Here is a 20,245-nt window from a genome sequence, read left to right on the forward strand (position 1 = left end):
GCCTGTCAGGCCACGGCGCCCAGATCTTCGGGCGTCAGGGCCAGCACGGTTTCGGCGCCTTCGGTGGCCATCACGCGCAGCGCCTGGGCCTGCGGAAAGACCTGCGTGCGATAGAAGGCGGCCAGACGCATCTGGCGGCCGGGCAGGGTGCCTGCATCGCCCCGCGCCTGACGTGCGGCGGCGGCAAGGGCGGCATCGGCCATGGCCCAACCGCCGAGGCAGATGCCGAACAGCTCCAGCAGCGCCGAGGCGGCGGCGGCGGGCAGTTGGGCGTTTTGTCGGGCAGAGGCGAGCAGCCAGTCGCCCGCCGCCTCCAGCGTCTCAATCACCTGCGCCAGCATGGCGGCCAGGGCGGCGAAATCGGCGCCCGGTGCGGCGCACAGCCGGGTGCGGCTGGCGCGGATGTCTTCGACCAGTTCGGCCAGTGCGGTGCCATTGTCGCGGATCACCTTGCGCCCCACGAGGTCCAGCGCCTGAATGCCGGTGGTGCCTTCGTAGATCGTGGTGATGCGGGCGTCGCGCAGATGCTGGGCGGCGCCGGTTTCCTCGATATAGCCCATGCCGCCATGCACCTGCACACCGAGCGAGGCCGAAAGGTTGCCGGTTTCGGTGGACCAGCCCTTGACCACCGGGATCAGCAGATCGAGCCGCCGTTGCGCGCGGGCGGCAACCGAGGGATCGGGGCAGCGGCTGGCGATGTCTTGCGCCGCCGCCGCGCGATAGGCGAGGATGCGGGCGGCCTGCGTGCGGGCCTTGATCAGCCCCAGCATCCGGCGCACATCGGGGTGCTGCGCAATGGCGACCGAGCCTTCGACCCCCGGCGCCCCGCCCTGTTTGCGGCCTGCGGCATAGGTGGCGGCCACTTGCCCCGCATGTTCGCCGATGCCGATGCCTTGCAGACCCACACCAAGGCGGGCGCTGTTCATCATGGCGAACATATAGGGCAGGCCCTGATGCGGTGCGCCCACCAGATAGCCGGTGGCCCCGCCATTGTCGCCAAAGGCCAGCGTGCAGGTCGGGCTGGCATGGATGCCCAGCTTGTGTTCGATCGACACGCAGCGCAGATCGTTCATCGCGCCAAGGCTGCCATCGGCGTTGACGAGGAATTTCGGCACGACGAACAGCGAGATCCCCTTCACCCCGGCGGGCGCGTCGGGCAGGCGGGCCAGCACGAGGTGGACGATATTCTCGGCCATGTCATGGTCGCCATAGGTGATGAAGATCTTTTGCCCCGAGATCAGATAATGATCGCCCTGCGGCACCGCCTTGCTGCGGATCGCCGCCAGATCGGACCCGGCTTGCGGTTCGGTCAGGTTCATCGTGCCGGTCCAGCGGCCTGCGACGAGATGATCCAGATAGGTGGCTTTCAGATCGTCCGAGGCATAGTGGCTGATCGCCTCGATCGCGCCCTGGGTCAGCAGCGGGCAAAGCTGGAAGGCCGTGTTGGCGCCGTTGAACATTTCCTGAATGCAGGCGTTGACCACGGCGGGCAGACCCATGCCGCCATGATCGGGCGCGGCGGTGGGGCTGTTCCAGCCCATGTCCACCAGCGTGGCATAAGCCTCTTTCCAGCCGGGCGGCGTGGTCACCGCCCCGTCGGCAAAGCCCAGGCCCGCCTGATCGCCGGTCCAGTTCAGCGGGGCCAGAACCTGACCGGCGAATTTGGCGGCCTCGTCCAGAATGGCGGCGACGGTTTCGGGCGACGCTTCCTCCAGACCGGGCAGGGTGGCGAGGGTGGACAGATCGCACAGATCCTCCAGCACGAAGAGCATGTCCTGAAGCGGGGCTTGATAGGTCATCGCGGGGTCCTGCGGATCAGAGTTTGCGGAAGGGGGCGGGCATCAGAAGGAATTGCGGATCAGGGCGCGCAATTCGCCGACGATGCCGCGGCGGAAGGCCAGAACGCAGATCACGAAGATCACCCCCAGCACCACCGGCACCCAGGCCGACAGCGGCCCCGACGCAAGGTAGTTCTGCAGCGTGACGATGACGCCTGCGCCCACGGCGGGGCCTGCCAGCGTGCCAAGGCCGCCCAGCAGCGTCATCAGCACCACCTCGCCCGACATGTGCCAATGCACATCGGTCAGCGAGGCAAGCTGGAACACCACGGTCTTGGTGGCACCCGCCAGCCCGGCCAGCCCGGCAGACAGCACGAAGGCTAGAAGCTTGTAGCGTTCGATGTCATAGCCGAGCGAGCGGGCGCGGTTTTCATTGTCGCGGATCGCGGCCAGCACCTGCCCGAAGGGCGAGCGGACGGTGCGGGCGATCAGCCCGATGCCCAGGGCGCAGATCGCCAGCACGAAGTAGTAGAGCGTGAGGTTGTTCTGCAGATCGAACAGGCCCAGAGCGGTGCCGCGCGGGATGCCCTGCAGGCCGTTCTCGCCGCCGGTGAAGGAGGAGGTGACGAACAGGAAATAGGCCATTTGCGCCATGGCCAGCGTGATCATGGCGAAATAGATGCCGTGGCGGCGGATCGCCAGTTGCCCGATGGCCAGCCCCATCAGTGCTGCGCCCAGTGCGCCGGCCAGAATCCCCAGCTCGGTCGGCAGGCCCCAGACCTTCAGCGCGTGGCCGGTGAAGTACCCCGCCCCGCCAAAGAAGGCGGCATGGCCGAAGCTGAGCAGCCCGCCATAGCCGAGGATCAGGTTGAAGGCGCTGGCGAACAGCGCGAAGCACAGCAGCTTCATCAGGAAGACGGGATAGACCAGAAAGGGCGCGACCAGCAGCAGGGCCAGCAGCAGAAGATAGGCGAGTTTGGTCTTCATCTGGGGCACCTTACGCGGTTTTGCCGAACAGGCCTGCAGGGCGCAGGATCAGGACGATGGCCATGACCAGGAAGATCACGGTGGCGGACGCCTCGGGCCAGAAGACCTTGGTCAGCCCTTCGATCATGCCCATGGCCAGCCCGGTGACGATGGCGCCGATGATCGAGCCCATGCCGCCGATCACCACCACGGCGAAGACGACGATGATGAGGTTGGAGCCCATCAGCGGGTTGACCTGCGTGATGGGGGCGGCCAGCACCCCGGCAAAGGCCGCCAGTGCCACGCCATAGCCATAGGCGAGCGTGGTCAGCATCGGCACGTTGACGCCGAAGGCCTGCAACAGTTTCGGGTTTTCGGTGCCTGCGCGCAGATAGGCGCCGATCTTGGTGCGTTCAAACAGCAGCCAGGTGGCGAGGCAGACCACGACCGAGGCCAGCACGACCCAGGCGCGATACCAGGGCAGGAACATGAAGCCCAGATTGACGCCACCCGACAGCGCGGCGGGGGCGGCATAGGGGATGCCCGAGGCGCCGAACAGCTTGACGAAGGTGCCCTCGATCACCAGCGCCAGACCGAAGGTCAGCAGCAGGCCATAAAGGTGATCCACGCCGACCAGACGGCGCAGCAGCAGCCGTTCGATCACGATGCCCAGCGCGCCGACCATCAGCGGCGCCAGCACCAGCGCGCCCCAGTAGCCGATGCCGAAAAACTGCACCAGCGCCAGCGTGGCAAAGGCGCCCAGCATGTACAGCGCGCCATGCGAGAAGTTCACGATGTTGAGCAGGCCGAAGATGACGGCCAGACCGAGCGAAAGCACCGCGTAGAACGCGCCGTTGATGAGACCAAGCAGAAGCTGGCCGAAAAGCACTTGCGGGGGGATGCCCAGCAGATCCGTCAGCATGGCGGGATGTCCTTGTTACCGTCGGGGGCAAAAGTCCCCACCGGAGCGGGCTCCGGTGGGGGTACTCGCCTTATTTCGTGGGGCAAGTGCTTTCGGACAGCGGTCCGAACGCCTCTTCTCCGGGGATGGTCCGCACGATTTTGAGGTAGTCCCACGGCTGGGAGGAGTCAGCCGGAGACTTGACCTCGGCGAGATACATGTCGTGCACCATCCGCCCGTCGCTGCGCAGCACGCCGTTTTCGGCGAAGATGTCGTTCACCGGCAGCTCGCGCATCTTGGCCAGAACGGTGTCGGTGTCATCCGAGCCGGTGGCCTCGATCGCTTTCAGGTAGTGGAGCACGGAGGAATAGGTGCCGGCCTGAACGCCCGTGGGCATCTTGCCGGTACGGTCGTAGAACCGCTTCGACCATTCACGGGTCGCATCGGTGCGATCCCAGTAGAAGCTGACGGTCATCTGCATGCCCTGCGCGGTTTCAAGGCCGAGCGCGTGGATGTCGGACAGGAAGACCAGCAGGCCCGCGATCTTTTGCCCGGCGTCAACGATGCCGAATTCCTTGGCGGCCTTGATGGCATTGATCGTGTCGTTGCCGGCATTGGCCAGACCGATCACCTTGGCGCCCGAAGCCTGCGCCTGCAGCATGAAGGACGAGAAATCCGACGCGGGGAAGGGGTGCTTGGCCGCGCCGACCACGGTGCCGCCCGCCGCTTCGACGACTTTGGACACGTCTTTCTGCAGCGCCTCGCCAAAGGCGTAATCGGCGGTGAGGAAATACCAGCTGTCGCCGCCTTCGGCGACGATGGAGGCGCCGGTGCCCACGGCCTGCGCACGGGTGTTGTAGGTCCAGTGCAGGCCGGTCGGGATGCAGGCGTCATTGGTCAGCGCCGAAGTGGCGGCGCCGGAAACGAGGGCGATCTTGTTCTGTTGCTTGGCCACTTCGAACACGGCCATGGCGACCGAGGTGGTCACCAGTTCGGCAAAGGCATCGACCTGGCCGGTATCGCCCCATTCGCGCGCGGTATTGGCGGCGATGTCGGCCTTGTTCTGGTGATCGGCCGAAACCAGTTCGACCGGCGCCCCGGCAACCTTGCCGCCAAATTCTTCGATCGCCATTTCGGCGGCGGCGATGGTGCCCGGACCGGCGAGATCGGAATAGGTGCCCGACATGTCGGTCAGCAGGCCGATCTTCACGCTGCCGCCGCTGATTTCGGCGCTGGCGCCCGAGGCCAGCAGGGCAAGCGCCGAGGCGCTGGCGGCGAGGGTATTGAACAATTTCATCTTTTCTCCTCCACAGATGAATCCGGCGGCGTTTTCAGACGCTCAGGTATTTGTCGAAAATGTGCTGTTTGGCGGCCAGTTCGTCTTGCCGGATGGTGGCGACGATCTTGCCGTGATCCATGACGAAATGCCGGTCGGCCAAGGGGGCGGCGAAGCGGAAGTTCTGTTCCACCAGCACCACGGTATAGCCGCGGGCCTTCAGCGCGATCAGCACCTCGGTCAGCTTGTCCACGATCACCGGGGCCAGACCTTCGGTGATTTCATCCAGCAACAGGATATTGGCGCCGGTGCGCAGGATGCGGGCCATGGCCAGCATCTGCTGTTCGCCCCCCGACAGCCGGGTGCCCTGACTGCGGCGGCGTTCGGCGAGGTTGGGGAACATGTCATAGAGTTCTTCGACCGACATGCCGCCTGCGGCGACACGGGGCGGCAGCATCAGGTTTTCTTCCACCGACAGGCTGGCGAAGATGCCGCGTTCCTCGGGGCAGTAGCCGACGCCGAGATGGGCGATGATGTGGGGGGCGGTGTTGATGACCTCGGTGCCCTTGACCATGATCGAGCCGGTGCGCCGCCCGATCAGCCCGACAATGGCGCGCAGCGTGGTGGTGCGGCCCGCGCCGTTGCGGCCCAGCAGGGTGACCAGTTCGCCCTGACAGACCGTCAGGTCGATGCCGTGCAGCGCGTGGCTTTCGCCGTAGAAGGCGTGCAGATCCTGAATCCGCAACTCCTCGATGCGTTCCGAGACGTGTTGGCCGCCCAGTTCGTGGTTTTCGATGATCGCGCTCATGCCGCCCGCCCCATATAGGCTTCCTTCACCCGCGGATCGGCCGAAACCTCCGCATAGGTGCCTTCGGTCAGCACCGCCCCGCGTTGCAGCACGGTGATCGTGTCGCAGAGCGTGGAGACGACGCCGAGATTGTGTTCGACCATCAGGATGGTGCGGTTGGCCGAAACCTTGCGGATGAGCTGGGTCACCAGTTCCACATCCTCGCGGCCCATGCCCTGCGTGGGTTCATCGAGCAGCATCAGTTCCGGGTCGAGCGCCAGCGTGGTGGCCAGTTCCAGCGCGCGTTTGCGGCCATAGGGCAGATCGGCGACCACGGCCTCGCGGAAGCGTTCCAGCCCGACCATGGCGAGCAATTCATCGGCGCGGTCGTTCAGCGGCGCCAAGGCGCGTTCGCCGCGCCAGAAGTGGAACGAGGTGCCCAGCTTGCGCAGCAAGGCCACGCGGACATTTTCGCGCGCGGTCATATGCGGGAACACGGCCGAGATCTGGAACGAGCGCACGACGCCCATGCGGGCGATTTCCGCCGGTTTGGCGGGTGTGATGTCGCGGCCATTGAAGGCGATGGTGCCGCGCGTCGGCGTCAGGAATTTGGTCAGCAGGTTGAAGACGGTGGTCTTGCCCGCGCCATTCGGCCCGATCAGCGCATGGATCGTATGGCGGCGGATGCGCAGATCGACGCCGTTCACCGCCGTGAACCCTTTGAATTCCTTGGTAAGCCCCTGCGTTTGCAGGATGAAATCGCCTGTCTCTGTCATGTTGTTGGCTTTCGTACAGGGGGGGCGTGCCGGTGGGGGCCGCGCGGTGGCGGCGCCCCGGCTGGCGGTGGGTCAGGTGGCGTCGTTGAGCGCGCGGGCCCGGTCACGCAGGACGAATTTCTGCACCTTGCCGGTGGAGGTTTTCGGCAATTCGCCGAAGACGACCGTCTTGGGGGTTTTGAAATGCGCCATGTTCTGGCGGCAGAAGGCGATCAGATCGGCCTCGGTGATCGTGGCGCCGGGTTTCAGCTCCACAAAGGCGCAGGGGGTTTCGCCCCATTTTTCGTTCGGGCGGGCCACCACGGCGGCCTCGTTCACGGCGGGGTGCTTGTACAGCACATCCTCGACCTCGACCGAGGAGATGTTTTCGCCGCCCGAAATGATGATGTCCTTGGACCGGTCTTTCAGCTCGACATAGCCATCGGGGTGCATGACGCCCAGATCGCCCGAGGCGAACCAGCCGCCGGTGAAGGAATCGTCGGTGGCGGTGGGGTTCTTGAGATAACCCTTCATCACGTTGTTGCCGCGCATGAAGATCTCGCCCATCGTCTGGCCATCGGCGGGGCAGGGGACAAGCGTTTCGGGATCGGCGACCATGAGGCCCGCCAGCGCGAGGTTCTTCACCCCTTGCCGGGCCTTCAGCCGGGCCCGGCGTTCGGGCGTTTCGGCGTTCCAGTCGGATTTCCACGCGCAGACCACCGAGGGGCCGTAGGTTTCGGTCAGGCCGTAAACATGGGTGACCTCGACGCCCATCGCCTCCATCTTCTCGATCACGGCGGCGGGCGGCGAGGCGCCTGCGGTCATCACCCGCACCTGATGCGAGAAGTCCTTCAGATGGTCGGGCGCATTGGCCAGCATGTTCAAGACGATGGGCGCGCCGCAGAAATGGGTGGCCTTTTCGTCGCGGATCAGTTGGAAGATCGGTTCGGCCCGCACGGCGCGCAGGCAGAGACAGACGCCGGCATTGGCGGCGATGGTCCAGGGGAAACACCAGCCGTTGCAATGGAACATCGGCAGCGTCCACAGGTAGCGCGAATGATGCGCCATGCCCCAGGTGGTGATGTTCGACATGGCGTTCAGTGCGGCCCCGCGATGGTGATAGACCACGCCCTTCGGGTTGCCGGTGGTGCCCGAGGTGTAGTTGAGGCTGATCGCATCCCATTCATTGTCGGGCAGGATCGGGTCGAAACCGGGGTCGCCCTCGGCCAGCAGGGCGTCATAGGTGGCCTGACCGACAAGGCGACCGCCGTCGAAGGACGGATCTTCGATGTCGATCACCAGCATGTCGCGGCGGCCGCTGATGCGGATGGCGCGGTCTGTCACCTCGGCAAATTCGGGATCGACGAAGATGGCCTTCGCTTCGGCATGGGCGAGGATGAAGGCGATCGCCTCGGCATCCAGGCGGGTGTTGATGGTGTTCAGAACGGCGCCGGCCATTGGCACGCTGAAATGCAGTTCGAACATTTCCGGGATATTGGCGGCGATCACCGAGACGGTATCGTCCTTGCCGATGCCACGCTGCACCAAGGCCGAAGCGATGCGGCGCATCCGGTCATAGGTTTCGCCCCAGGTGCGACGAATGTCGCCATAGACCACGGCGGGCAGTTCCGGGTAAATCCCGGCTGTGCGCTCCGCGAAGGACAGCGGTGTCAGGGCGACATGGTTGGCCGCAACCGCATCAAGCCCACTGGCGTAGATGCTTGTCTTGTTCAGCATTGTGATCTCCTCCCGAACCGTGCCGAAGTTCCCCCAACCCCGGCGCGACGCAGGCAGATACACATGGCGATGTTGCGCAACTTTCCGCGAAATGTAGCGAATTGTGACGCGGTGGCGTTTGGGGTTGGGAAACCCGCGCGGCTGGCGCAGATTGCGCGGCGGAAGCGGGGCTTGCCTGCGAGGGAATGGGATGATGCGTGACAATCCGTTCGGCCAGCGTCTGCCGCGGCTGGTGATGGAGGGGCTGGGCCATCTGGCGCAGGGCATCACGGTGTTCGATGCCGATCTGCGGCTGGTGGCATGGAACGCGCAGTTTCTGGAGACGCTGGGCTATCCGCCGGATCTGGCGTTCGAGGGGGCGGATTTCGCCTCTTTCATCCGGTTCAATGCCTTGCGCGGCGAATATGGCCCCGGCGACCCCGAAGCGCAGGTGGCCGAACGGGTGGCGGTGGCGCGGCGGTTCGAGAAGCATCAGGTGGAGCGGCGGCGGCCGGATGGATCGGTGATTCAGGTCACGGGAACGCCGCTGCCGAGCGGCGGCTTCGTGACCACCTATACCGATGTGACGGCGGTGCGGCGGCAGGAAGAGCGGCTGCAGGTGATGATCGCGCAGCGCACGCTGGCCTTGCAGGCCAGCGAGGCCCGGCTGAAGCTGATCGCCGACGAGGTGCCCGCCGGGATTGCGCATATCGACCGGGACATGAAGATCCTCTACGCCAACAAGCGCTTTGCCCATGCCTATGGCCTGACGCCCGAGCAGATGATCGGGCTGCGCGCCAGCGATGTGCTGCATCCGCGCACGCTGCGCGAATCGGCGCGGTTCTTTGAACAGGCGCGGCGCGGGTCTTTGGTGGATTTCGAGATGCGGGTGGAACTGCCGGGCGGGCAGATGAAGGACATCCGCACCCTGCTGCGCCCCGAGGCGCCCTCGGCGGGCGAGGTGATCGGGTTCTATCTGCTGTCGATCGACGTGACGCGGCGCAAGGCCACGATGTCGGCCTTGATGCGGTCGCAGAAGATGGATGCGCTGGGGCGGATGGCCAGCGGCATTTCGCATGATTTCAACAATCTGCTGACGATCATTCTGGGCAATCTGGGGCCGTTGCAAGACCAGTTGGGCGAGGGGGAGCTGTGCGACGAATATCTGCGCCCGGCGATTGCGGCGGCGCGGCGCGGGTCGTCGCTGACGCAGCGGTTGCTGGGGCTGGCGCGGCGCGAACAGTTCGACCCGCAGCCCACCGATATCGACGCGGCGGTGAGCGAGATCTGCAGCCTGCTGCGGTCTTCCTTGCCGCAGACGCTGGAACTGGTGCAGCGGCGCCATTCGGACCTGCCGCGCGCGCTGGTCGATCAGGCGCAGTTGGAAATGGCGCTGCTGAATCTGGCGCTGAATGCGCGGGATGCGACGGGCGGGCGCGGGCGGATCGTGATCGAGGCGGACCCCTATGCGCTGCCGCTGGAAGAGGCGGAAATGCTGCATCTGCCGGTAGGCGATTATGTGCGGCTGCGCTTTTCCGACGATGGCTGCGGCATGGGCGCCGATCATGCCGAGCGGATTTTCGAGCCGTTCTTCACCTCGAAAGCGGCGGGGGCCGGGTCTGGCCTCGGGCTTTCCATGGTGTATGGCTTTGTGAAGCAATCCAACGGGGCGATTTCGCTGGAAACGGCGCCGGGGGCGGGGACGGTGTTCACCATCCTGCTGCCGGGCGTGGGGATCGGCGAGCCGGTTGCGCCGGCGGCACACGAGCCGGAGCCGGTGCAGGAGGGCGGCGAAGTGCTGGTGCTGCTGGTGGAGGATGACGCCGAGGTGCGGCGCACCATAAGGCGCAAGCTGACCGGGCTGGGCTATCCGCTGATCGAGGCGGCGGATGGCGATGCGGCGCTGAGCCTGTTGCAGCGGCTGGACAGTATCGGGCTGGTGCTGTCGGATATCGAGATGCCGGGCAGTCTGGATGGGGTGCAACTGGCGCGCCGCATCCGCGACGGGTTTCCGGCGGTGGCGGTGGCACTGATGAGCGGCAAGGCCGGCAGCGCAAGGGCGATGGCCGAGGCGGGGTTGGCGGTGCCGTTCCTGCAAAAGCCGTTCAGCCCGACAGAGCTTGCGGCGGCCTTGACGCAGGCGCTGGATGCGGTGGAGCGGCGGGGATGAGCGATCTGATCTATCTGCTGGAAGACGATCTGGATGTGTCGCGGCTGATCGTGCGCACGCTGACCCAGCACGGCTTTGCCCCGCGCGCCTTTCGCCGCATGGCCGAGTTTGAACGCGAGGCACGGCGCCAGCCGCCCGATCTGTGCATCATCGACCTGTCGCTGCCCGATGGCGACGGGTTGTCGCTGCTGAGCGGCGGGGTGTTGCCGGTGACGGTGCCGCGCATCATCGTGACCGGGCGCATCAGCCTGACCGACCGGATCGTCGGGCTGGAAGTGGGCGCCGATGATTACATCGTCAAACCCTTCGAGCCGCGCGAGCTGGTGGCGCGCATCCGCGCCGTGTTGCGCCGCAGCCGCATCCTGCAGCGCGAGGCCGAGACGCGCGAGGGGCCGCTGGCGGTGTTCGGCTGCTGGACGGCGGATCTGGAGGCCTGCACGCTGACCCATGAAAGCGGGCGGGTGGTGGATCTGAGTTCGTCGGAAACCACGCTGCTGGCGGCGTTCCTGAAAGCGCCGGGCCGGGTGTTGAGCCGGTCGAACCTGCTGGATGCCACGATGGGCCGGGCCTCCGAGCCGTTCGACCGCAGCATGGATGCCCGCATCAGCCGGTTGCGCCGCAAGCTGGATGACGATTCCCGCGCGCCGGAGATCATCCGCACGGTCTATGGCGCGGGCTATATCTTTGCGCAGCGGGTGGCGTGGAGCGGCTGAGCGCCCCACGCCCTGTGGATCAGGGGGCGAGGCTGTTCAGCACCGCCGCAAGTTCGAAGGCGGATTTGCCCGAAGCGGTGGCGGCTTCGCCAAGGCTGGCCTCCTCGCCTGTCACATTGAACCCCGCGGCGGTCAGCGCGGCGACAATCGCCTCGGGCGTGCTGCCCAGCAGGGGCGCCAGTTCGGCGGCGGAATGGGCCATCACCCGGTTGGCCAGCACCAGCGGCGGCGGGCCGTCTGCGGTGGCCTCGCTGCCCCCCAGCGGCACGAGGAAGGCCAGCGCGGCGGCGAGCGAGATCGCCGAGGCAATCGCCATCGGCGCGCGGCGCAGATAGCCCAGCATCGGGCGTCCGTTCTTCCAGACATGCAGGCCGAAGGGCAGGATCAGCACGAGGCTGAGCCATTCATGCATCCCGTGAAAGCCGGAGGGGCCGATATGGAAGAACAGCGCAAGGCCAGAGATCAGCGACACGAGAAACAGGCCGGTGATGAACGGGGTGGCGTAACGGTTGAACAGGCTGGGCATCGAAGATCCTTGGTCTGGCTGGTGCGGACCCGCATGGGGTTGCCCGCGGCATTTGCATCCATGCGGGGGACAGGCGTTCAACGCGGCGGGATTCGGGTTCCGTCGCCCCTGGCGGGCCTCACGCGCGCTCACAGCTTCTACACAATGTCGCAGTCTGGCGCGCCGGGGGCTGTGCAAGCCCGGTGCAGGGCTTATATTCCGCGCATGAACCGCCGCATCCTGCTTCTTGCCCCGCTCGCCCTTGCCCTGTTTGCGCTGCCCGCGCAGGCGGAAAAGATCTCGCTTTCCGCGATCTCTGGCTATCTCAACGGGTTGAAGACCGCCGAGGCGGAATTTACCCAGATCAATTCCGATGGCAGCATCGCCACCGGCAAGCTGTTCATCCATCGGCCCGGACGGGTACGGTTTGAATATGCGCCGCCGGACAAGAGCCTTGTGCTGGCCAGCGCCGGGACGGTGGCGATTTTCGACACGAAATCCAACCAGCCGCCGGAACAGTATCCGCTGGCCAAGACGCCGCTGAACCTGATTCTGGCGCAGAATGTCGATCTGGCGAAGGCCAAGATGGTGATCGGTCACCGCGAGGATGGCACCTCGACCCGGGTGAAGGCCCAAGATCCGCAGCACCCGGAATATGGATCGATCGAGATGGTGTTCACCGGAAAGCCAGTGGAGCTGCGTCAATGGGTCATCACCGATGACGCGGGCGGGCAGACCACGGTGATTCTGGGCGATATGGCCAAGGGCAAAAGCTACCCCGCCAATCTGTTCAGCATTCAGGTCGAGGCTGAGAAGCGCAACTGACCGCATGGCACGCGGGCGGCCGGTGGCGCCGCCCGTTCAGCTGCGCCCGCAGGACGCCAGTTGCGCGGCATAGCGATCCGACCGGCGCTGCACCTTGTCGGCGACATCGACCAGCCAGCTTTTCGCGTTGTAGCTGCCTTTGGCAAAGCCCGTCCGGCCTTCGTGATAGGCCAGATACTGGCTGCGCGCATCCCATTTGGAAATGCCCAGCCCCTTGGTGCTGCCATCCATGTACCAACCCATGAAATCGGTGGCATCGGCGATGCGATCCCGCCGCGCGCCGCGATTGCGGGTTTCCTGCTCGTATTCCTCCCAGGTGCCATCCAGCGCCTGGCTATAGCCATAGGCGGTGCTTTGGCGGCCCATCGGGATGATGCCCAGCGCAAAGCGATGCGGGGTCTTGGCGTTGCCGACGAATTTGCTTTCCTGATGGATCGTCGCCATCTGGACATGCACGGGGATGCCCCAGCGACGCTCGGTATCCTTCATGGCGCGCCAATATTCCGGGCGCTCGCTCAGAATGGCGCAGGCGTCGTCCAGATTGCGTGGCGCCGAAAACCTGCCCCCACCGCACGAGGCGAGAAGCAAAAGCAGGATCGACGCACGGAGAAGTCTGCTCATCTGCCCCTCGTGTGTCTTTATCTTTTGCAGGCAGGATAGGGGAAATCGCCGGGCGGGGAAATGGGGCGCCGCATCCTTTCGCATCAGAAAAACGAGAGGCGCGGCTTGCAGATCGGCAAAAACTGTCGGATCGCGGGGCACAGACTGTTTCCCTGATTCGCTGTGCGTCATGTGGACCTTTGGCCACCTTGGGAGTATTTATGGTGTGGGGGACTGACCGAATGCTGAAAACTCAGGCCAAATATCATCTCGGGCAGGTGTTGCGCCATCGCAAGCACCCCTTTCGCGGGGTTGTCTTCGATGTGGACGCGATGTTCTCGAACACCGAGGAATGGTATGCCGCCATTCCCGAGGACAGCCGCCCCGACCGCGACCAGCCGTTCTATCACCTGCTGGCGGAGAACGACCAAAGCTTCTACGTCGCCTATGTGTCGGAGCAGAATCTGGTGCCCGATGAAACCGGCGAGCCGGTGGAGCATCCGGATGTGCATGACCTGTTTGGCGATTTTCAGGACGGGCGCTATCCGCTGCAGTTTCAGCTGAACTAGTATCCCAGCGCGCAGCCGTCCTTGCGCGGGTCTGACGCGCCTTCCAGCACGCCGCTGTCATGGATATGGATCGCCTGCGCGCCGCCGATCGGCTCTTCCGGGGCGATCACGCTATGGCCCATCGCGGCCAGTGCGGCGCGGGTTTCCGGGGCATAGCCGCTTTCCACCTTCATCCCCTCGGGCGCGGCAAAGCAGCGCGGCGCGTCGATGGCGCTTTGCAGATCCATGCCGTAATCGACCAGATTGGTAACGAAACGCGCATGGCCGCAGGGCTGATAGGCGCCGCCCATCACGCCGAAGGGCAGGGTGACGCGCCCGCCCGCAGCGATCATGCCGGGGATGATGGTGTGCATCGGGCGCTTGCCGCCGCCCGCCTCGTTCGGATGGCCGGGGGTCAGGCTGAACCCGGCGCCACGGTTCTGGAAGTTGATCCCGTATTTCTGCGAGGCAAGCCCCGCGCCGAAGCCCCAGAAGATCGAATAGATCAACGAAACCGCCATGCGATCCCGGTCCACCACGGTGATATAGACGGTGTCACGATGCACCGCCTCGGTCAGCGGGGTGGCGGCGGGCAGGGCGCGGCGCGGGTCGATCAGCGCGGCCAGACGGGCGGCGGTTTCGGGCGCCAGCATATGGGCCAGGCGGGTGGTGCGGTCAGGATCGGCGAGGAAACGGTTGCGCGCATCATAGGCCAGCTTGGCGGCCTCGGCCTCCAGATGCGCGCGGGGGGCGCCCAGCGGATCAAGCGCCGTAAGGTCGAAGTGCTTGAGAATATTGAGCATCAGCAGCGCTGTGGCGCCCTGGCCATTCGGCGGATGCTCGATCAGCTCGATCCCCTTGTAGGCGGTGCTGACCGGATCGGTGTAAAAGCTCTGCGTTGCGGCAAGATCGTCCAGCGTGTGCCCGCCGCCAAGGGCGCGCAGCGAGGCGATCATGTCCTCGGCCGCCTCGCCTTCGTAAAACCCGGCGCGGCCTTCGCGGGCGATGCGGCGCAGCACCTCGGCCTGACCTGGGGCGCGGAAGATCTGCCCGACGCGGGGCACCGCGCCATCCAGCAGATAAAAGCGCCGGGCATCGCCCTGCAGGATCGATTCATCCTCGCCCCAGTCGCGCGCAACGCGCGGTGCGACCGGCACGCCTTCGTCGGCATAGCGGATCGCCGGGGCCAGCAGATCGGCCAGCGGCAGGCGGCCCCAATCGGCATTCAGGCGGCAGAAGGCATCCACCGCGCCGGGCAGCGTCACCGTATCAATCCCGTGGATCGGCATCGCGGTCAGGCCCCGCGCGCGCAGCGCCTCGGCTGACAGGGCCGCGGGGGCACGGCCCGAGCCGTTGAGGCCGATCACACGCTCTTCACCGGCGGGTTTCAGCAGGATGAAGCAATCGCCGCCCAGCCCGGTCATCTGCGGTTCGCAAATGCCCAGCAGCACAGCCCCGGCAATGGCGGCATCGGCGGCGGTGCCGCCCGCCTGCAGCACATCCAGCGCCACTTTGGCGGCCAGCGGGTGCGAGGTGGCGCAGAGGCCATTGGCCGCAAAGACGGCAGAGCGTCCCGGTTTCTCGAAGTCGCGCATCCTGTCCTCCGGCTGTCCGCGGGCAGGCTAGGCTTTTTGATCAAACTTGGGAAGTGCCTCGGCGCCACGATCTGGGTGGGGGCAAAACTCGCGGCGCCGAGGGAAGCTTTATGCAGCTACCCGCTAAACCTAGGGGATGTGTCGGGCGGATTTGCGGGGAAAACGTGGCAACTCTGCGTCACTTTTTCCCGATGTGGAACAGTGCAGCCACTTGCCCCTCATTGATCCAGCGGAATGTTGAAGCTGAGCCGGTTTGACGTGCCGTCACGGCTGTATTTCAGGTCACGGGTGAGACTGCGAATCAGGAACCAGCCAAAGCCGCCCTCGGGAATTTCTCCGCCCAGTTCGGGCAATGTGCCGTCGGGCAGGCACAGGCCCGGCATCGGCCGCCCATGATCGCGCACCTCGATCCCGACAGCCCCGGCGTCCCGGCACAGATGCACGCTGATCCAGCCGCCATCCCCGGCATAGGCATGTTCCACCACATTGTTCAGCACTTCGGCCAGAACGATCTCCACCTGCCCGCCCGCCTCGGGGCCAAGGGCGCGGAAACCCGGCTCGGTGCGCAGCAGGCCCAACGCGTCGCGCACGGCGAAAGGATCGCTGCGCAGATCCAGCCGGATGTCGGGGCCATCGCGGGCAGCCATCGCCGTCGCCCAGCCCTCAGCCCACATCCCGCAGGCTTTCGGGCAGGCTGTCATGGATGACGAAGATCGAATCCATCCGGGTCAGCCGGAACACCTTTTCCACCGTGGGGGTCAGCCGCGCCAGCTCCAGCCGCCGGTCCGGCCCCAGCAGTTTCATCACCGCCACCACCGCGCCCAGCCCCGAACTGTCCAGAAACCGCACGCGCGACAGATCGAGCAGCACCGGCCCCGCCGACCGCCCGACGATTTCGCGCATCCGGTCCTTGAACGCGATTGCGCCTGCGGCGTCGATCCGTTCTTCCATGACCTCGACCACCAGCCGCTCGGCGGTCGGTCTTACCAAAAGCTCCATCTCGGGCCCCCATCGCTATCCTGACCGCCAGCCTAGGTGCCGGAAGTTAGGATTCGGTAACCGCCGCCCGCCTCCGCCCGCCCCTTTCCTCTTCATCCTGGCTCAAATACTCTCAGGGGGTCCGGGGGCAGACTGCCCCCGGGGCTTCCCGCTGCCGGACCGCTTCAGTGACAGGACAAGACATGACCCTTGATTACCCCCAGCTTGCGCAGCAGATCGACGCGCTCTGCCATGGCGAAACCGATACCGTGGCGCTGATGGCGACGGTGGTCTGCGAAATCCATCACGCGCATCCGATGGCCGACTGGACCGGGTTCTACCGCGTCACCGGGCCGGAGATGCTGAAGATCGGGCCGTATCAGGGCGGGCATGGCTGCCTGGTGATCCCGTTTTCGCGCGGGGTTTGCGGGGCGGCGGCGCGCACGGGGCAGGTGCAACTGGTGCCGGATGTGGAGGCGTTCGCCGATCACATCGCCTGTTCCTCGACCACGCGGTCGGAACTGGTGCTGCCGGTGTGGAACGGGCAGGGGCGGCTGCTGGGCGTGCTCGATCTGGACAGCAACACCGAAGCCGCCTTTACGGAGGACGACGCGCAGCATCTGGCGGCGATTCTGGCAGCGGTGTTCCGCGACGCTGCGTAACCGAGCGCCGCAAGCCGCAGATGACATTTCTGCCAAGCTGTGGCACCTGTCGGAAAACGGGGGGCATGACCTTGGCATTGAGTTTCCGGCAAAGCGAGATTCTGGCGATTGCCCGCAGCGAAGGCCGCGTGGTGGTGGAGGGGCTGGCCGAACGCTTTGGCGTCACCTTGCAGACCATTCGCCGCGATCTGACCGAGCTGGCCGAGGCCGGGCATCTGGACCGGGTGCATGGCGGTGCGGTGATCCGCACCGGCGTCAGCAATATCGGCTATGAGGAACGGCGCAGCCTGCATGATGCGGCCAAGGCGGCGATTGGCCGGGCCTGCGCGCAGGCGCTGCCCGACAATTGCTCGATGATCCTGAACCTTGGCACCACGACCGAGGCGGTGGCGCGGGAATTGCTGAATCACCGGCAGATCACGGTGGTGACCAACAACATGAATGTGGCCAATATCCTTGTGGCCAACCCGTCTTGCGAGATCATGGTGGCGGGCGGCGCCTTGCGGCGCAGCGATGGCGGGTTGGTGGGCGATCTGACCTCGGAGTTCATGGCGCAGTTCAAGGTGGATTACGGGGTGATCGGCATTTCGGCGATCGACCCGGATGGCGATCTGCTGGATTACGATCTGGCCGAGGTGCGGGTGTCGCGGGCGATCATCCGGCAATCGCGCAAGGTGTATCTGGTGGCCGATGCCTCCAAACTGGCGCGCAGCGCGCCGGTGCGGCTGGCCAGCCTGTCCGAAGTGGATGCGATCTTCACCGACCGGCCTTTGCCCGAGGCGCTGTTGGCGCGTTGTGCCGAATGGGGCACGGCGGTGCATGTCGCCGAGGGGTGAACCTGCTTGATCTTTGCCGGGCCGCGGCGGAATGTGCCGCGATGATCGACCTGTTTTCCCTCGTCCCGCTATCGGAGCTTGCGGCCTTTCTGGCGGCGGGCATCGTGTTGAATCTGACGCCGGGCGCCGATGTGCTATTCGCCACGGCCAGCGGCATTGCGGGCGGGCCGCGCGTGGGCGCGGTGGCGGGCTTGGGTGTGGGGCTGGGCGGGCTGTTCCATGTCGGGCTGGCGGCGCTGGGCGTCAGCGCGCTGATCGCGGCGCATCCGGGGGCGCTGTTCGCGCTGAAATGGGCGGGGGCGGGCTATCTGCTGGTGCTGGCGGTGAAAAGCTGGCGGGCGGCGGGGGAGGCGGGTATCGGCAAGGGCGAGGCGGCGCTGGGGTCGGCTTTGTGGAAGGGCTTTGTCACCAATGCCTTGAACCCCAAGGTGGCGCTGTTCGTGCTGGCCTTTCTGCCGCAATTCACCGATCCGGCGCGCGGGCCGGTCTGGCAGCAGATCCTGGTGCTGGGGGCGCTGTTCACCTGCACCGGCACGCTGATCACGGCCAGTTATGGTGCCTTGGCGGGCATGGCGGGCCGGGCGCTGGGCGCACGGATGGGGGCGCTGAACAAGGTGGCGGCGCTGATGTTTGGCGGGCTGGCGGCCCGTCTGGTGTGGGAGTGAACGAAATGGCGCAGATTACCCTTCTGGATGGCGGCATGGGGCAGGAACTGGTGGCGCGATCCGGCGATGCGCCGACGCCGCTTTGGGCGACGCGGGTGATGCTGGATCATCCGGGGCTGGTGCGCGCGATCCATGACGATTATTTCGCCGCCGGGGCGACGGTGGCCACCACCAACACCTATGCGATCCACCATGACCGGCTGGAACGCTTTGGCTTGGACGGGCAGTTTGCCGCGCTGCACGCGGCTGCGCTGGCGGCGGCACAGGACGCGCGGGCGGCGCATGGGGCGGGGCGGATTGCAGGCTCCATCGGGCCGCTGGTCGCCACCTACCGCGACGATGTGGTGCTGCCGGTGGACGAGGCCGCGCCGAAGGTGGCCGAGATCGCGCATCTGCTGGCGCCGCATGTCGATGTCATCCTGCTGGAAACGCTGTCCACCGTGGCGCAGGCGGAAGGGGCGCTGAAAGGCGCGGTGCAGGCGGGCAAACCGGTCTGGCTTTCGGTCTCGGTCCATGACCGGCAGGGGCATCTGCTGCGCTCGGGCGAGCCGCTGACCGATCTGGCGCGGCTGGTGGCCGAATACCAACCGGCGGCGGTGCTGGCCAATTGCTCGGTCCCCGAGGCGATGGGCGATGCGCTGGCGGTGCTGGGCACGTTTGGCAAGCCGTTCGGCGCCTATGCCAATGGATTCACGCATATTTCCGACGGGTTTCTGGCGGATGCGCCGACGGTGGCCGAACTGACCCACCGCCATGACCTGACGCCGGAGAAATATGCCGATTTCGCGCTGGGCTGGGTGGCGCAGGGGGCAACCATCGTGGGGGGCTGCTGCGATGTGGGGCCCGCGCATATCGCCGCGCTGGCGGCGCGGTTGCGCGATGCGGGGCACGAGATCGTCTGATGCCGCCTTATGCCTATAACCCGCCCGACGAGCCGCTGAAGATTCTGCACCACGATTCGGCGCTGCTGATCGTGGACAAGCCTGCCGGGCTGCTGTCGGTGCCGGGCAAAGACCCGGGCAAGGAAGACTGTCTGATTGAACGGTTGAAGCGCGTGTTCCCCGAGGTGTTGCTGGTGCATCGGCTGGATTGCGATACGTCCGGCGTGATGGTGTTCGCGCTGAACAAGGCGGCGCAGGGCAATCTGGGGCAGCAGTTCGAGAAGCGGCAGACCAAGAAGATCTATGTCGCGCGGCTGTGGGGGCTGCTGGAGCCGAAAGAGGGCACGGTGGACCTGCCGCTGTGTGTGGATTGGCCGAACCGGCCGCGCCAGCATGTGAACCACGAGATCGGCAAACCGGCGATCACCGATTACCGGGTGATCCGGCATGACGGCAAGACGACCCGCGTGCGGCTGATGCCGCAGACCGGGCGCAGCCATCAGTTGCGGGTGCATATGCTGGAACTCGGCCATCCGATTCTGGGCGATCTGATCTATGCCGAAGGGGCGGCGCGCGATGATTATCCGCGCATGATGCTGCATGCCGAAAGCCTGCGGCTGCGCCACCCGGAAACCGGCAAGAGCATCACGTTCAGCGCGCCGGTTCCGTTCTAGCTAGCGGCGCAGGCGCAGCGCCAGCAGCAGCCCACCGAGGAAAGCCCCGGCAAGGCTGAGGAACGGCGCTTTGCCGATCGCCTCGGGGAACTGGTTCAGCAGGGCGGTTGCTTCAGCCTCAAGTGCCTGAATTTCCGCGGCATTCAGGCCGATGGGGCGGGGGCGGCGCCTGCGGGACACCAGCCAGAGGATCAGCGCCAGCAGCAGAAAGCCCCCGGCGCAGGACAGCGAGGCGAAGATCGGGCCGCACCAGGCGGCCAGCGCTGTCCAGCCTGCGGCGATCAGGAAGCCCAGCGCCACAAGGGCGCAGAGCCCCGCCAGCACCAGCAGGGCCGCGCGGCGGGCGCTGGCCCGGGCGCGGTCTGCCGCGCCTTGGGCCAGAATACTGATGGCAAGCTGGATCAGCGGGCCCAT

The 20,245-nt window shown here is 66.0% G+C and carries 22 protein-coding genes; 9 read left to right on the forward strand and 13 right to left on the reverse strand.

Annotated features, from left to right (window positions below; all coding sequences use genetic code 11):
- Positions 1-5: 5 nt before the first annotated feature.
- The 7 genes from BMX43_RS13730 to BMX43_RS13760 all read right to left on the reverse strand — a co-directional run bounded on the left by BMX43_RS13730 (position 6) and on the right by BMX43_RS13760 (position 8,200).
- Positions 6-1,799 carry an acyl-CoA dehydrogenase family protein gene (locus BMX43_RS13730; RefSeq protein ID WP_091302342.1) on the reverse strand — a complete coding sequence of 598 codons (1,794 nt, stop codon included), beginning with the start codon at positions 1,797-1,799 and terminating at the stop codon, positions 6-8.
- Between the two features lie 42 nt (positions 1,800-1,841).
- On the reverse strand, positions 1,842-2,765 hold the full coding sequence (locus BMX43_RS13735; protein ID WP_091302344.1) for a branched-chain amino acid ABC transporter permease: 924 nt from the start codon (positions 2,763-2,765) through the stop codon (positions 1,842-1,844).
- 10 nt (positions 2,766-2,775) lie between these two features.
- Positions 2,776-3,666 (reverse strand): branched-chain amino acid ABC transporter permease, encoded by an 891-nt coding sequence (locus tag BMX43_RS13740; protein WP_217643967.1) that lies wholly within the window; start codon positions 3,664-3,666, stop codon positions 2,776-2,778.
- A 70-nt stretch (positions 3,667-3,736) separates the two neighbouring features.
- Positions 3,737-4,942, reverse strand: coding sequence for an ABC transporter substrate-binding protein (locus BMX43_RS13745; protein ID WP_091302346.1), 1,206 nt, complete (start codon positions 4,940-4,942; stop codon positions 3,737-3,739).
- 34 nt (positions 4,943-4,976) lie between these two features.
- Entirely contained in the window at positions 4,977-5,675 is a 699-nt protein-coding gene (locus BMX43_RS13750) for an ABC transporter ATP-binding protein (RefSeq protein ID WP_425431808.1), read from the reverse strand.
- Between the two features lie 50 nt (positions 5,676-5,725).
- Positions 5,726-6,484, reverse strand: a complete 759-nt coding sequence (locus tag BMX43_RS13755) for an ABC transporter ATP-binding protein (RefSeq protein ID WP_091302349.1) — start codon at positions 6,482-6,484, stop codon at positions 5,726-5,728.
- 72 nt (positions 6,485-6,556) lie between these two features.
- Entirely contained in the window at positions 6,557-8,200 is a 1,644-nt protein-coding gene (locus BMX43_RS13760) for an acyl-CoA synthetase (RefSeq protein WP_091302351.1), read from the reverse strand.
- Positions 8,201-8,393: 193 nt separating this feature from the next.
- Here BMX43_RS13760 and BMX43_RS13765 point away from each other — a divergent pair, with 193 nt between their 5' ends.
- Positions 8,394-10,349, forward strand: a complete 1,956-nt coding sequence (locus tag BMX43_RS13765) for a PAS-domain containing protein (protein WP_175482116.1) — start codon at positions 8,394-8,396, stop codon at positions 10,347-10,349.
- Positions 10,346-11,062: a winged helix-turn-helix domain-containing protein gene (locus tag BMX43_RS13770; RefSeq protein ID WP_091302354.1), complete on the forward strand. Its 717-nt coding sequence runs from the start codon at positions 10,346-10,348 to the stop codon at positions 11,060-11,062. Before BMX43_RS13765 ends, BMX43_RS13770 begins: the two co-directional genes overlap by 4 nt.
- 19 nt (positions 11,063-11,081) lie before the next feature.
- Here the strand turns inward: BMX43_RS13770 and BMX43_RS13775 are convergent, their stop codons facing one another.
- Entirely contained in the window at positions 11,082-11,588 is a 507-nt protein-coding gene (locus BMX43_RS13775) for a DUF4405 domain-containing protein (protein ID WP_091302356.1), read from the reverse strand.
- Positions 11,589-11,792: 204 nt separating this feature from the next.
- On the opposite strand from BMX43_RS13775, the gene BMX43_RS13780 reads away from it, so the two are divergent.
- Positions 11,793-12,392, forward strand: a complete 600-nt coding sequence (locus tag BMX43_RS13780) for a LolA family protein (protein WP_091302358.1) — start codon at positions 11,793-11,795, stop codon at positions 12,390-12,392.
- Between the two features lie 36 nt (positions 12,393-12,428).
- Here BMX43_RS13780 and BMX43_RS13785 read toward each other — a convergent pair whose 3' ends face one another.
- Positions 12,429-13,013, reverse strand: a complete 585-nt coding sequence (locus tag BMX43_RS13785) for a transglycosylase SLT domain-containing protein (RefSeq protein WP_091302360.1) — start codon at positions 13,011-13,013, stop codon at positions 12,429-12,431.
- Between the two features lie 221 nt (positions 13,014-13,234).
- Between BMX43_RS13785 and hspQ the strand changes: the two genes are divergently transcribed.
- Complete coding sequence (hspQ, locus tag BMX43_RS13790; protein ID WP_091302362.1) at positions 13,235-13,561, forward strand: heat shock protein HspQ; 327 nt, start codon at positions 13,235-13,237, stop codon at positions 13,559-13,561.
- Here the strand turns inward: hspQ and BMX43_RS13795 are convergent.
- The 3 genes from BMX43_RS13795 to BMX43_RS13805 form a co-directional block, all read right to left on the reverse strand.
- Positions 13,558-15,135 (reverse strand): gamma-glutamyltransferase family protein, encoded by a 1,578-nt coding sequence (locus BMX43_RS13795; RefSeq protein ID WP_091302364.1) that lies wholly within the window; start codon positions 15,133-15,135, stop codon positions 13,558-13,560. The genes hspQ and BMX43_RS13795 overlap by 4 nt on opposite strands.
- A 218-nt stretch (positions 15,136-15,353) precedes the next feature.
- Entirely contained in the window at positions 15,354-15,782 is a 429-nt protein-coding gene (locus BMX43_RS13800; RefSeq protein WP_245749476.1) for an ATP-binding protein, read from the reverse strand.
- 16 nt (positions 15,783-15,798) lie between these two features.
- Positions 15,799-16,134, reverse strand: a complete 336-nt coding sequence (locus tag BMX43_RS13805) for an STAS domain-containing protein (RefSeq protein ID WP_091302367.1) — start codon at positions 16,132-16,134, stop codon at positions 15,799-15,801.
- A gap of 182 nt (positions 16,135-16,316) precedes the next feature.
- Here BMX43_RS13805 and BMX43_RS13810 point away from each other — a divergent pair, with 182 nt between their 5' ends.
- The 5 genes from BMX43_RS13810 to BMX43_RS13830 all read left to right on the forward strand — a co-directional run bounded on the left by BMX43_RS13810 (position 16,317) and on the right by BMX43_RS13830 (position 19,831).
- Positions 16,317-16,775 (forward strand): GAF domain-containing protein, encoded by a 459-nt coding sequence (locus tag BMX43_RS13810; protein ID WP_091302369.1) that lies wholly within the window; start codon positions 16,317-16,319, stop codon positions 16,773-16,775.
- A gap of 71 nt (positions 16,776-16,846) precedes the next feature.
- Positions 16,847-17,611, forward strand: coding sequence for a DeoR/GlpR family DNA-binding transcription regulator (locus tag BMX43_RS13815; RefSeq protein WP_091302531.1), 765 nt, complete (start codon positions 16,847-16,849; stop codon positions 17,609-17,611).
- A gap of 41 nt (positions 17,612-17,652) precedes the next feature.
- A complete protein-coding gene (locus tag BMX43_RS13820; protein WP_091302533.1) occupies positions 17,653-18,276 on the forward strand; it encodes a LysE family translocator in 624 nt (207 codons plus the stop codon).
- Between the two features lie 5 nt (positions 18,277-18,281).
- Entirely contained in the window at positions 18,282-19,178 is an 897-nt protein-coding gene (locus tag BMX43_RS13825; RefSeq protein WP_091302535.1) for a homocysteine S-methyltransferase family protein, read from the forward strand.
- Complete coding sequence (locus BMX43_RS13830) at positions 19,178-19,831, forward strand: RluA family pseudouridine synthase (protein WP_091302371.1); 654 nt, start codon at positions 19,178-19,180, stop codon at positions 19,829-19,831. Before BMX43_RS13825 ends, BMX43_RS13830 begins: the two co-directional genes overlap by 1 nt.
- On the opposite strand, the gene BMX43_RS13835 is transcribed toward BMX43_RS13830, so the two are convergent.
- A complete protein-coding gene (locus BMX43_RS13835) occupies positions 19,832-20,245 on the reverse strand; it encodes a PVV-CTERM domain-containing choice-of-anchor G protein (protein ID WP_091302373.1) in 414 nt (137 codons plus the stop codon). It lies immediately after the preceding gene.

Origin of the sequence: Gemmobacter aquatilis (assembly GCF_900110025.1) — a bacterium.
GTDB classification, from domain to species: domain Bacteria; phylum Pseudomonadota; class Alphaproteobacteria; order Rhodobacterales; family Rhodobacteraceae; genus Gemmobacter; species Gemmobacter aquatilis.